The 13,925-nt window shown below is 63.9% G+C and carries 7 protein-coding genes; 6 read left to right on the forward strand and 1 reads right to left on the reverse strand.

Annotated elements, in window-relative coordinates; translation table 11 throughout:
* Nucleotides 1-2: 2 nt before the first annotated feature.
* Nucleotides 3-1,931, reverse strand: a complete 1,929-nt coding sequence (locus tag NKJ11_RS09690; protein WP_352793161.1) for an autotransporter assembly complex protein TamA — start codon at nucleotides 1,929-1,931, stop codon at nucleotides 3-5.
* 272 nt (nucleotides 1,932-2,203) lie between these two features.
* Between NKJ11_RS09690 and NKJ11_RS09695 the strand changes: the two genes are divergently transcribed.
* From NKJ11_RS09695 to cysW, 6 genes are all read left to right on the forward strand, one after another.
* Nucleotides 2,204-7,702, forward strand: a complete 5,499-nt coding sequence (locus NKJ11_RS09695; RefSeq protein ID WP_352793162.1) for an alpha-2-macroglobulin family protein — start codon at nucleotides 2,204-2,206, stop codon at nucleotides 7,700-7,702.
* A 174-nt stretch (nucleotides 7,703-7,876) separates the two neighbouring features.
* Nucleotides 7,877-9,958, forward strand: a complete 2,082-nt coding sequence (pbpC, locus tag NKJ11_RS09700) for a penicillin-binding protein 1C (RefSeq protein WP_128303433.1) — start codon at nucleotides 7,877-7,879, stop codon at nucleotides 9,956-9,958.
* Between the two features lie 311 nt (nucleotides 9,959-10,269).
* Nucleotides 10,270-10,926 (forward strand): M15 family metallopeptidase, encoded by a 657-nt coding sequence (locus tag NKJ11_RS09705; RefSeq protein ID WP_502895930.1) that lies wholly within the window; start codon nucleotides 10,270-10,272, stop codon nucleotides 10,924-10,926.
* 220 nt (nucleotides 10,927-11,146) lie between these two features.
* Complete coding sequence (locus NKJ11_RS09710; RefSeq protein WP_127271865.1) at nucleotides 11,147-12,172, forward strand: sulfate ABC transporter substrate-binding protein; 1,026 nt, start codon at nucleotides 11,147-11,149, stop codon at nucleotides 12,170-12,172.
* 21 nt (nucleotides 12,173-12,193) lie between these two features.
* Complete coding sequence (gene cysT / locus NKJ11_RS09715) at nucleotides 12,194-13,045, forward strand: sulfate ABC transporter permease subunit CysT (RefSeq protein ID WP_013530875.1); 852 nt, start codon at nucleotides 12,194-12,196, stop codon at nucleotides 13,043-13,045.
* A complete protein-coding gene (cysW, locus tag NKJ11_RS09720) occupies nucleotides 13,038-13,922 on the forward strand; it encodes a sulfate ABC transporter permease subunit CysW (protein ID WP_127270916.1) in 885 nt (294 codons plus the stop codon). Before cysT ends, cysW begins: the two co-directional genes overlap by 8 nt.
* The last annotated feature ends 3 nt before the right edge of the window (nucleotides 13,923-13,925 follow it).

Genomic DNA, 13,925 nt, shown 5'->3' on the forward strand with positions numbered 1-13,925 from the left:
GCTCAGAATGCCTGTCCGATGCCGGCATAGATGCCGAAATGCGGGTCACCCGGATCGCGGTTGAGCGGCACGGCGGCATCGATGCGCAGCGGCCCGAACGGCGTGACATAGCGCAGGCCGACGCCGGCGCCGACCTTGACGTCGGCGAAATCGGGGACCGGCTTGGTCGACACGGTGCCGGCGTCGACGAACGGCACGATGCCGATCGTGTCGGTGATGGCGATGCGCATCTCGACCGAGGTTTCGAAGAAGGACAGGCCGCCGATCGGCTGGCCGGTGAAATCCTTCGGACCGATGCCCTGATAGGCGTAGCCGCGCACCGAGCCGCCGCCCCCGGAATAAAAGCGCCGGTCGGCCGGCACATGTTCGAGGCTGGTGCCGACGATCGAACCGATGGCGACACGTTCGGCCAGCACGAACTTCGAAGCCGAATCCAGCGACTGATAGGCCGACCCTTCGCCCTTCAGCTTCAGGAACGCCGCACCGCTCAAAATGTCGTAGCTCGGCTCGGCATAGGCCAGCACCCGGAAGCCGCTTGTCGGGTTCAGCCGGTTGTCCCGGTTGTCGTAGACATATTGCAGCGGAATGCTGGCGATCAAGTATTTGTGCTTGCCAAAAGCATCGTGGATGCGGGAATAGTCGAGCGCTACCTCGGCGGAAACCGTCTGCTTCTTCGTCAATTCGTAGGACAGGCCGGTGCTGCCCTTGACCGAGAAATGGTCGTAGGCGTCAGGATGTTCGAGCACCGTCTTGACGCTGGCGAAGAACTTGGATGCCGGCCCGATGACCCCCGGCTTCTCGAACATGATGCCGGCATTGTAGTTGAGTTCGCCGAGATCGTTGCTGCCGATGCCGCTGATCTTGCCCTCGATGCGCAGCTTCTCGGCCCGGCCGAACAAATTGCGGTGGCCCCAATAACCTTCCAGGCCCAGCCCCTCGGTGTTGGAGAAGGTGCCGCCGACGCCGAAATAGCGTGGCTTGCGCTCGCTGAGCTGGACGCCGATCGGAATGTTGCCGTCGGCATCGAGCGTGTCGGCTTCCTTGAACGTCACGCTGTTGAAGACCTCGAGCGCCAGCAGCCGGTCGCGCGCATCGTCGATTTCTTGCGGCGAATATTGCCGGCCGCGCTTGAGGCCGGTCATGTATTCGGTGAAGTCGCGGTCGACCTTTTCGGTGCCTTCCACCGTTGTGTCGCCATAGCCGGCGACCGGCCCGGCGGCGACCGTCAGCGTCACGTCCAGCGTCGAAGTCGCATGGTCGGCGACAATCTGCCGGGCCGTTACCTTGGCCAGCGGTCTGCCTTGCTCCTTCAGCGTCCGCACGATCAGCGCCTCGGCCTTGAGCACCGCGCCGGATCCGGCGTCGCCGCCTGATATCATTCCATAATCGGCGCTCATCAGTCCTGCCGCGTCGCCTTGCAGCCTGATATTGCCCAAGGTGAATTTCGGCCCGCTGGCGACATCGACAACCACCGGAATCGGCTGGGGGCCCTTGAATTCGGCATCCGGCGGCAAATCGTCGAGCGGCTTGCCGTCTATGGTGACGGTGACGACGCCTTCGTAACGGGCATCGGCATAAAGCGCGGCGACAAGCTGTTCGCGGTCGCTGCGCGCCTTGGCCATCAGCCCGAGCGAGCCTGAAACCGGACGCTCCTCGTCACTCTTCAGCGCCGAGGCATTTTCGAGCTTTTTGACCAGATCCTTGTCGGCGTCGGGGGCATTGATGGTCACGGCGTAGCGCAGGGGATCGACGATATCGGCATCCTCGTCGCTGGACGATCCCCACAGCTTGATGCCGAAAAGCTCGAAAGCGGCCGCCGGGCGCGATTCGGCGACGAGCACGGTCGAGCACATCATGGCCAGCAGCAGGGCGCGCGGAAGCGCACGCCCTGGCGCGCGACCTCCTGACATCTGCTCTTCATGCGCCGGCATTAAGACAACCTAGATTACAAAACTAAAATTGGAATGAAGTTCTGAAGCGCTCGTAAAGGGGCCACAATCCAATTGTCTGAAATAGGGCGGGCTTGGAATTCACACCTTTTGCGTCGCCGCAAGAATGCGTGATCCCCTGTCCTATGGAGGTACTACCGGTCATCGGCCGGAAAGGAAACCGCTGGCAGGCGGAACCCTGCCGCGTCCTTGTGTTGACAAGCCTGACTGAAGCTTGATCATGCCCGGACGTCAGCTGTGTCTGGAGGGGTGTTATGGCAATGCGCGCGGCTCGTGGTCTGTCTATCCTGATTCTTCTGTTTTTCGCCTGGGCCAATGTCCTGGCCTGGAGCAGCGCCGCGCAAGCGGCCGAGGCCCGGCGAATAGCGACAACGGACAATTCCGACTATTTCGGCTTTGATCTCAGGTCCGACCAGAATGTGACAATCGACCAGTGCAAGACGACGTGCCTGGGAGACCCGGCCTGCCGCGCCTTCACCTACAACAAAAAAGCCAAATGGTGCTTCCTCAAATCCGACTACAACCAGTTGAAAACCTTCAACGGCGCGGTCGCGGGCAAGGTCGTCAACATCGATGGCGATCCTGATATCGGCGCGCCGCCGGAACTCGCTTTCTTCCCCAACTGGATGGCCGATCAGGCCCAGCAATACCGCAACAAGCTGCTCGGCCCGGCCTATGATAGACCGACAGAAGGCATGGCTGCCTTGCTTAACGCCGCCGAACAGGCCGTGCTGACCGGCGATCACCGCTCCGCCATGCTGAAATACGAGGCCGCGGTCTCGGTGCTGCCCGATGATGGCCAGCTCTGGCTCAACCTGGCGCGTGAAACGCTGGCCGTTCAGCCCGCCGCAAGCACCTCCGAAGCATCCACTTTGCCGGCGAACGGCACGTCGGCCGCTTTCAATGCCTATAAATTGCTGCGCACCACCAAGACGCGCGCCGAAGTGCTGGCGCTGCTCGGCAATGGGCTCGACAAGCGCGATCTCTACCGGCCGGCGCTGCAGGCCTATGAGGCCAGCCTTGCGCTGAACCCTTCGCCGGCGGTCCAGGCCGACTATGCCGATCTCAAGGCCCGCAAGGGTTTTCGCGTGATCGACCATACCGTCGACGCCGACACCAGCGCGCCGCGCATCTGCGCGCAATTCTCCGAGGATCTGGTCAAGACCGGCGTCGACTACGCGCAGTTCGTCACCGTCGACAACGCGCCACCCAAGGGCGTCGAGGCCAAGGACAAGCAAATCTGCGTCGAAGGACTGGAGCATGGCCAGCACTACGACGTCACCTTCCGCGCCGGCCTGCCGGCGGCAATCGGCGAAGTGACCGCGGCACCCGTGGTGCTGTCGATCTATGTGCAGGACCGCGCACCGTCCGCCCGCTTCACGGGTGACAGCTTCGTGCTGCCGGCCGGCGCGCGCCGCGGCATTCCGATCGTCACCGTCAACATGAACGCCGCCGAAATAAAGCTCTACCGCATCGGCGACCGTTCGTTGGCCCAGCTTCTGTCGGGCTACCAGTTCCTGCACCAGCTCGACGGCTATGACATCTCCAACATTTCCGAGCAGATGGGCGCGCCGGTCTGGCAAGGCCAGCTCGACATCGCCAATGATCTCAACAAGGAGGTCACCACCTCCTTCCCGGTCGACGAGGCGGTGCCGCAGCGCAAGCCCGGCGTTTACGTGCTGACCGCCCAGGCCGTCAACGACAAGAGCGACGACTACAATTCGATGGCCACGCAATGGTTCGTCGTCTCCGACATCGGCCTGTCGACTTATACCGGCCAGGACGGGCTCAATGTCTTTGCCCGTTCGCTGGGCAGTGCCAAGCCGATAGCAGGCGCCGAACTGACCCTGGTTGCCAGGAACAATGAGGTTCTCGGCACGGCGACATCGGATGCTGACGGCCATGCCGTCTTCAACCCCGGCCTGACGCGCGGCGACGGCGGCATGGTGCCGGCCGTGCTGATGGCCAAGCAGGGCGACAATGATTTCGTCTTCCTCGACATGGGCCGGGCCGGCTTCGATCTGTCCGACCGCGGCGTCACCGGGCGCGCGGCGCCCGGTGCGCTTGACGTCTATGCCTGGACCGAACGCGGTATCTACCGCGCCGGCGAGGATGTTCATGTCGCGGCCCTTGCTCGCGACGGCGCCGCCAAGGCAGTCGAGAACCTGCCGCTGACCTTCATCTTCTCGCGCCCCGACGGTGTCGAAAACCGCCGTATCGTCAGTGACGGCGCATCCGCGGGCGGCCATGCCGTCGACCTGCCGCTCGAACCCAACGCCATGCGCGGTACCTGGTCGGTGTCGATCTACACCGATCCCAAGCAGCCGGCGGTGGCCAGCCACATGTTCCTGGTCGAGGATTTCGTACCGGATCGCATCGAATTCGACATGAAGGCCGACAAGCAGGAAATCGCCCTGGGCGAAACCGCCAATATCGACATTGACGGCCGCTTCCTCTATGGCGCGCCGGCGGCGGGCCTGGCGCTGGAAGGCGAGCTGACGCTGTCGACGTCGCGCGACTGGGACCGCTTCCAGGGCTTTTCCTTCGGTCTCGCCGACGAGCAGTCCGCCGAACCCACGGTCACTCCCCTGGCCGATCTGCCGGTGGTTGGCGATGACGGCAAGGCGACCTTCCCGGTCTCCGTCGAGCAACTGCCCTCGACCACCAAGCTGGTCGACGCCAAGGTGACGGTGAGGATGCGCGAAACCGGCGGCCGCGCCATCGAGCGTTCGCTCAACATCGGGATCCGCCCGCAAGGCCATATGATCGGCATCCGTCCGGATTTCGCCGACAATGAGGTGCCGCAGGGCGGCACCGCCAAGTTCAGCCTGATCGCCGTCGATCCCGACGGCAAGCGCGAGGCGCTGAAAGGCGCGCAGTGGACGCTGGTCAAAGTCGAGCGCAATTACCAGTGGTACCGCTCCAACAATTCCTGGAACTACGAGCCGGTCAACTTCACCAAGTCGATCGCCAACGGCCAGGTCGACCTCAGCGCCGACGGCGACGCAACGGTCTCCGTGCCGGTCGACTGGGGTCAGTACCGCCTCGAAGTCGAGACATCGGATCCCGAGGGACCGGCGACAAGCTACGAGTTCGATGCCGGCTGGTATGTCTCCTCGACCACCACCGAAACGCCTGACGGCCTCGAAATCGCCCTCGACAAGGACAATTATGCCGCCGGCGAAGTGGCCAGGCTGAAAGTCTCGCCGCACTTTGCCGGCGAACTTCTCATCAACATCGGTTCCGACAAGCTGTTGAAGACCGTCACGGCATCCGTGCCGGCCGGCGGCAGCACCGTCGACATCCCGGTCGGCGACGACTGGGGCGCCGGCGCCTATGTCACCGCAACCCTGTTCCGGCCGGGCGAGGCGCAGGAAACGCGCATGCCGGCGCGCGCCATCGGCGTGAAATGGCTGAAGGTCGATCCGGGCTCGAAGAAGCTCGCGGTCACCCTGACGCCGCCGGACAAGACCATGCCGCGCCAGCAGCTGTCGATCCCGGTTTCGGTCGCCGGCGTGCAGCCGGGCAGCAATGCCTATGTCATGGTTGCCGCCGTCGATGTCGGCATCCTCAACCTGACCAACTACAAGGTACCGGACCCGGAGAGCTGGTTCTTCGGCCAGCGCATGCTGGGCATGGAAATCCGCGACATCTACGGCCGCCTGATCGACGGCTCGCTTGGCAACACCGGCAAGCTCAGGACCGGCGGCGACGGCGCCAACATGCAGGCGCAAGGCAGCCCGCCGACCGAAAAGCTGGTCGCCTTCTTCTCCGGTATCGTCGAGCTCGATGCCGACGGCAAGGCGCGGGTCGACTTCGACATCCCGCAGTTCAACGGCACCGTGCGCGTCATGGCCGTCGCCTGGACCAAGGATGCGGTCGGCCACGCCCAGTCCGATGTCATCGTGCGCGATCCCATCGTGATCACCGCCGGCCTGCCGCGCTTCCTGGCGCCTGGTGACGCCGCCGTCATGCGCCTCGATGTCGCCCACACCGATGGTCCGGTTGGCGACTATGCGTTCTCGATCGAAACGACGGGCGACTTGTCGACCGGCGACAAGCCCCTGCCCCAGAAGCTGACGCTCGCCCAGGGCAAGCGCCAGACGCTGACCGTGCCGCTGATCGCTCAGACGGCCGGCAATGCCTCGCTCACCATCAAGCTCGCCCATGCCGACGGCACCAAGGTCGAGCAGACGCTCTATGTGCCGGTGCGCCCGGCGCAATTACCGGTGACCACCCGGCTGGTGGTTGACCTCAAAGGTGATGGCGGAGCGCTGCGCGTCGACAAGGAACTGCTGGCAGCCAGCCTGCTCAACGGCGCCTCCGTCAGCGTCGGCGTTTCGCAGGCCGCCGCCTTCGACGTGCCGTCGCTGCTGATGACGCTCGACCGCTACCCCTATGGTTGCGCCGAGCAGACCACCAGCCGCGCCATGCCGCTTCTCTACGTCAATGAGTTGGCATCCGGCATCGGCATGGCCAGCGATCCCGATATCCATGGCCGCATCCAGGACGCCATCTACAAGGTTCTGAGCTACCAGGCTTCGGGCGGCAGCTTCGGCCTGTGGGGTCCGGGCTCCGGCGATCTGTGGCTCGATGCCTATGTCACCGACTTCCTGACCAGGGCGCGCGAGCAGAAATACGACGTGCCGAGCCTGGCCATGAACCAGGCGCTGAGCAATCTGCAGAACTCGCTCGGCTACGACCAGAGCGTCCAGGACCGTGGCAGCGAGATCGCCTACGCCCTCTACGTTCTGGCCCGCAACAAGAAGGCCTCGATCGGCGACCTGCGCTACTATGCGGACACCCAGCTCGAAGCTTTCTCAAGCCCGATGGCCGTTGCCCAGCTGGCGGCAAGCCTGGCGCTCTACGGCGATACACCGCGCGCCGAAGCCACCTTCAAGACTGCCTTGCAGTTGGCAAAGTCCACCACCGACTACGACTACTACCGCTCCGACTACGGTTCGCGGCTGCGTGATGGCGCGGCGATGCTGGCGCTGGCGGCGGAATCCAAGCCGGTGCCGACAATCGTGCCGGAACTGATCAAGCTGGTGACCAGGGAACGCGCCGAAGCCCGCTGGACCAGCACCCAGGACGAATCCTGGATGCTGCTTGCGGCCCGCGCGCTGAAGGAAGGCAATGATTCGATCACGCTGGCCGTCAATGGCGCGGCGCATTCCGGCGGCTACTCCAACCAGGTGGAAGGCTCTGACCTGGCCGACAGCCCGCTGACCATCGCCAACACCGGCAAGACCCCGCTGCAGGCAGTCGTTACCACCGTGGCGTCGCCGGTCCAGCCCTTGCCGGCCGGCGGCGACGGCTTCACCATCAGCCGCACCTACTACAAGCTCGACGGCACCGAGGCCAATGTCACCGAGGCGACGCAGAACGAACGCTATGTCGTCGTGCTCAAGGTCAACGAGCAGAACAAATGGCCGTCGCGCCTGCTGGTCACCGACCTGTTGCCGGCCGGCTTCGAGATCGACAATCCCGGCCTGGTCTCCAGCGCCCAGCTGACGAACTTCTCCTGGCTGGCGCAGACCGATGCGGCCCATCTCGAATTCCGCGACGACCGTTTCGTCGCGGCGTTCAACCCGGCCGATGGCGATCATGACCACAATCTGACACTCGCCTATGTCGTGCGCGCGGTGACGCCGGGTACCTATGCGCACCCGGCGGCAACGGTGGAGGACATGTACCGGCCGCAATATTCGGCCCGCACCGCCACCGGCATGATGGAGGTCAAGGCGCCGTAAGGCTCCGATGGTGATGGACGCGATAAGCAAAGTGCCCCCTCACCCGCCCTCCTCTTCGCTCGGTCGACCTCTCCCCGAGGGGAGAGGAGACGACCAGCGCCGGCGCCAGTCTCTTCTCCCCATCGGGGAGAAGGTGGCCGCGAAGCGGCCGGATGAGGGGGCGTCTTTCCAGCCATGAAGATACTTCGCAAACTCGCTATTGGAGCCGCAGGGGGCGCCTGCCTTTTGGCGCTCTCCGCAGCCAGCCTCTGGGAACTCGACCGTGCTTTCCCACCCCCGCTTCCAGCCGAACTCACGGTCTCCACCGAAGTCCAGGATCGCGACGGCGAATTGTTGCGCGCCTTTGCCACGCCGGACGGCTACTGGCGGCTCGAAACCCGCCTCGACCAGGTCGACAAGCAGTTCGTCGACATGCTGGTCACCTACGAAGACAAGCGTTTCTGGGACCATGAAGGTGTCGACGTGCTGGCGCTGGCCCGCGCCGCCGGCCAGTTCGCCACGAGCGGCCACATCGTCTCCGGCGGCTCGACGCTTTCGATGCAGCTTGCCCGGCTGATCGAGCCGCGCGAAAGCCGCAGCCTCGGCTCCAAGGTCAAGCAGATGCTGCGCGCCATCCAGATCGAGCGGCGATTGTCGAAACGCGAGATCCTCGAACGCTACCTGACGCTGGCGCCTTATGGCGGCAATCTGGAAGGCGTGCGCGCCGCCTCGCTCGCCTATTTCGGCAAGGAGCCGAAACGGCTCACCGTTTCCGAATCCGCCCTGCTCGTCGCTCTGCCGCAATTGCCGGAAAAGCGCCGGCCCGACCGCAATTTGAAGATCGCCCACGCCGCCCGCGACCGGGTGCTGACCCGAATGGTCTCCTCCCGCCTGCTCGGCGAGCGCGAGGCCGCACGGGCCGCCCTCGACGATGTCTCGGACCTGCGCCGCACGCTGCCGGCGCTCGCCGCGCACGCCGCCTATGCGATGTTGCCCAAGGCCGTCCCCGGCCAGCCCTTGCAGCTGACGATCCGCAAGAGCGTCCAGGAGGGGCTGGAACAGGTGGCGAGGGACGCGGCCACCAAGCTCGGCCCTCGCCTGTCGGTCGCTATGGTGCTGGCCGACTCCCGCACCGGCGACATCCTTGGCGAAGTCGGCTCGGCCAATTTCTTCGACGCCAGCCGCTCCGGCTGGATCGACATGACAAAGATCGTCCGCTCGCCCGGCTCGACGCTGAAGCCCTTCATCTACGGTCTGGCCTTCGAACAGGGCCTCGTGGCGCAGGAAACGCTGATCGACGACAGCCCCGTCGATTTCTCCGGCTACCGACCGAAGAATTTCGATATGGGCTACCAGGGCGATGTCAGCATCCGGCAAGCGCTGCAATTGTCGCTCAATGTGCCGGCGATCCGCGTGCTCGACGCGGTCGGGCCAACGCGGCTGATGGCGCGCTTCCGCCAGGCCGGCGTCAGCCCCATACTGCCGGTCAACGAAGCCCCGGGCCTGGCCATCGGTCTTGGCGGCGTCGGGGTGACATTGCGCGACCTCGTCCAGCTCTACACAGGGCTCGCCAATGGCGGCAAGACGCACACGCTGCATGATGGCACCGAGCCTGCCAATGCCGAGCGCACCAGCGCCACCATCCTCGACGGTCAGGCCAACTGGCAGATCATCGACATATTGTCGGGCGTCAAGCCGCCCGAGGGTGCCTTGCAGCGCGGCATCGCCTACAAGACCGGCACCTCCTACGGCTATCGCGACGCCTGGTCGGTAGGCTTCGACGGCCGCTATGTGCTCGGTGTCTGGGTCGGCCGCCCCGACGCCGGCGCGGTGCCCGGCCTATCCGGCTATGTCTCGGCGGCTCCCATCCTCTTCGAGGGTTTTGTCCGCTCGGGCCTCGCCACCGTCCCCTTGCCGGGCAAGCCGCCCGGCGTGTTCAGCCCCAGGCGCGAGGACCTCCCGGTGACCCTCGCCCGCTTCGGCGCCGGGCCGGACGGACTGGTGCAGGCGACAGTGACCGAACCCGCACCGACCATCATCTTCCCGCCCGACGGCGCCCGCGTCGATCTCGGCACCAATTCGGCCGACGCCTCGCCACTGGTGCTGAAGCTGCAAGGCGGCCGGGCGCCGTTCCGCTGGCTCGCCAACGGCAAGCCGCTGGTAGGCATCGATCGTCGCCGCACCGCGACCTGGCAGCCCGACGGCGCCGGCTATTCGACGCTGACCGTCATCGACGCCGCGGGGCGTGCGGCGAGTGTGAAGGTGTTTGTCGAATAGATCGCGCCAAGAAGCGATTCATGGAATTGGCTTTCCACAGGCTCAGCGGATAGCAGGATACTCACCCCATGCCTGTTCCGAGGCACCCCCCTCTGGCCTGCCGGCCATCTCCCCCGCAAGGAGGGAGATCGGATGTCCTTTCCGCTTTCGCCAACTGTCAAAGACAATACGCAACGGCAAAGCTGCCAATCTCCCCCCTTGCGGGGGAGATGCCCGGCAGGGCAGAGGGGGGTGCCTCGCGCCATCTTCTATCGTCAGCAGCCTCAGCACTGGCAGCAACAATCCTTATCGCGGCAACCACACTCCCCGCTTTGGCCGATGCCCTGCCCGCCGGCTTTGTCCGGCTCGCCGATGTCGATCCCTCGATCCGCCAGGACATACGCTACGCCGGATCGGATAATTTCCTGCATCGCAAGGTGGACGGCTATGACGCCCCGGCCTGCATCCTCACTGGGCAGGCGGCAAAGGCACTGTCCGCCGTCCAGAAAGCGATCGCCGCCAAAGGCTTGACCCTGGTGTTGTTCGATTGCTACCGCCCTGCCCGCGCCGTCGCCGACATGAATGAATGGACGCGCGAGGGCGGGCCGCCCGATCCGCAATGGTATCCGAAGGTCAGGCGCAGCGACCTGATCGCCAACGGCTATGTCGGAGAGCTGTCGACCCATTCACGAGGCTCGACCGTCGACGTCGCCATCGCCCGGACGGACCGCAGGTCCAGCCCCAACCCGGCCTGTGGCGCGGTTGATGCCGACACGCTCGATTTCGGCACCGGCTTCGACTGCTTTGATCCGATGAGCGAAACCGCCCACCGCGGCCTTGCCAGTGAAGCGGCGGCAAACCGCAAGATGCTTGTCGACGCCATGCGCGCTGGCGGCTTCAAGAACTATGCAAGGGAATGGTGGCACTTCACGCTGAAAAGCGAACCGTTCGCCAGACAGCGTTTCGACTTTCCCATCACCGCCGATTGATGCACCGGACCAAATTCCACACCTTGCCTCGGCACCGCCCCTTGCTAGATAGGCTGAGTGGCCGGGCCATGGATTCTTCCTTTGGCCGCAAGAGGAAAATATTTCTCCTAACGGCGAAATGGCGTCGAACATTTTCTCAAGAGGGGCAAAAAAGGCAACATTGAATGCATCTAATTTCTACCAATTCGGTAGATTTGGCGCGGGTTCAACGGAGGCAGAAATGACCAAACCTCATTTCAGGAAACTGCTCGGCGCACTGGTCGCCACATCTGTCCAGTTCGGCACGCTCGGTTTCGCGTTTGCCGATACCACCATTCTCAACGTGTCCTACGATCCGACACGCGAGCTCTACAAGGCCTATGACGAAGCTTTCGTCGCGCATTGGAAGGCCGAGACCGGAGAGACGGTCACCGTCCAGCAGTCGCATGGCGGATCGGGCGCCCAGGCCCGCGCCGTGATCGATGGCCTCGACGCCGATGTGGTGACGCTGGCACTTGAAGGCGACATCAATGCCATCGTCTCGAAGGCGAAGAAGATCAATCCGGACTGGCGCACCAAATTCGAAAACAATTCAGCGCCTTACACCTCGACCATCATCTTCCTCGTTCGCAAGGGCAATCCCAAAGGCATTCACGACTGGAGCGACCTCGTCAAGGACGGTGTCCAGGTGATTACGCCTAATCCTAAAACCTCCGGCGGCGCGCGCTGGAACTATCTCGCCGCCTGGGCCTACGCTAACGCCAATGACGGCGGCGACGAGGCCAAGACCAAGGAGTTCGTCGGCAAGCTCTACGCCAATGCCCCGGTGCTCGACACCGGCGCGCGCGGCTCGACCGTGACCTTCGCGCAAAAGGGCTTGGGCGATGTGCTTATCGCCTGGGAAAACGAGGCCTATCTGGCGCTCGACGAGTTCGGTGCCGACAATTTCGACATCGTCTACCCGCCGACCTCGATCCTGGCAGAACCGCCGGTGGCGGTGGTCGACGCCAATGTCGATGCCAAGGGCACGCGCAAGGTCGCCGAAGCCTATCTGAGCTGGCTCTATTCCAAAGAAGCGCAGACGATCATCGCCAAGAACCATTATCGTCCTGCCAAGCCCGATCTGGTGCCGGCCGAAGACCTCGCCAAGCTGCCGCCGATCAAGCTCGTAACCATCGACGATCCACAGTTTGGTGGCTGGAAAAAAGCACAGCCTTATCATTTCGGCGATGGTGGTATATTCGACCAGATCTACAAGCCCCAGTAAGCAGTCGATATTCAGGACGACATGACCACAGCACCCGCCCAGGCGGGGTGGCGATTCAGGCAGCCGAGCGTAATTCCGGGTTTCGGATTGACGCTCGGCTTCTCGCTTGCCTACCTCACCCTCATTATCCTCATCCCGCTATCCGGGCTGCTCTGGCGCTCGGCCGCCCTTGGCTGGCCTGAATTCTGGGCGATCGCCACCGATCGCCGCACCATCAATGCGCTGAGAATCAGCTTCGGCACCGCCTTCGTCGCAGCTGCGGTCAACGTCGTCTTCGGCACGCTGGTCGCATGGGTGCTGGTGCGCTACCGCTTCCCCGGCCGCCGCATCGTCGATGCCATGGTCGACCTGCCCTTCGCCCTGCCGACGGCTGTGGCCGGCATCGCGCTGACCACGCTCTACGCGCCGAACGGCTGGATCGGCAAATTGCTGATGCCGCTCGGCATCAAGGTAGCCTATACGCCGCTCGGTATCGTCATCGCGCTGATCTTCATTGGCCTGCCCTTCGTCGTGCGCACCGTGCAGCCGATCATGGAGGAGATCGACAAGGAAGTGGAGGAAGCCGCCGCCACGCTTGGCGCCAATCGCTTCCAGATCATCACCCGCATCCTGTTTCCGGGCCTGGCGCCGGCCATCGTCACCGGCTTCGCGCTCGCCTTCGCGCGTGGCGTCGGCGAATATGGCTCGGTCATCTTCATCGCCGGCAACTTGCCCTACAAATCAGAAATCGCACCGCTGCTGATCGTTATTCGGTTGGAGGAATACAATTATCCGGCGGCAACCGCGATCGCGGCGATCATGCTCGCTTTGTCGTTCATCATGCTTTTGGTCGTCAACCTCGCACAGTCATGGAGCCGCAAGCGCTATGGCTGACCCGGAGATCAAATCCTACGAACCGCATCATGAAAGCCAGTCGGCGGCGGTCACGGAAAGCCGCCCTGCGCGCCTGGCTCTGATGGCCGTCGCCTTCGCCTTCCTCGGCATTTTCCTGCTCTTGCCGCTGATCATCGTCTTCAACGAAGCCTTCGCCAAGGGCATCGGTGCCTACACCGAAGCGCTCGGCAGTGCCGACACCCGCTCGGCGATCCGGCTGACGCTGCTGGTGGCGGCGATCTCGGTGCCGCTCAACATCGTCTTCGGCATCTCCGCCGCCTGGGCGATCGCCAAGTTCGAGTTCAAGGGCAAGGCCTTCCTGACCACGCTGATCGACCTCCCCTTCTCGGTCTCGCCGGTCATATCGGGCCTCGTTTATGTGCTTCTGTTCGGCGCCCAAGGGCTGCTCGGCACCTGGCTGAAAGCGCATGGCATCGTCATCCTGTTTGCCGTGCCGGGCATCGTGCTGGCCACAATCTTCGTCACCTTCCCCTTCGTCGCCCGCGAGTTGATCCCACTGATGCAGGAACAAGGCAATGGCGACGAGGAGGCAGCGCTTTCGCTCGGCGCCAATGGCTGGCAGACCTTCTGGTACGTGACCTTGCCCAACGTCAAATGGGGACTGCTCTACGGCGTGCTCCTGTGCAATGCGCGTGCCATGGGCGAGTTCGGCGCGGTATCGGTGGTGTCGGGTCACATACGCGGCCTGACCAACACCATGCCGCTGCATGTCGAAATCCTCTACAACGAGTACAACGCCGTCGGTGCCTTCGCCGTCGCTTCATTGCTTGCGGGCCTGGCGCTCGTCACGCTGGTCTTGAAAACACTTCTCGAGATGCGCTACGGCGCCGAGATCGCCGCGACACGCGGGCACTGACAA

This window comes from Mesorhizobium sp. M0243 (assembly GCF_040321775.1).
Taxonomy (GTDB): Bacteria; Pseudomonadota; Alphaproteobacteria; order Rhizobiales; family Rhizobiaceae; genus Mesorhizobium.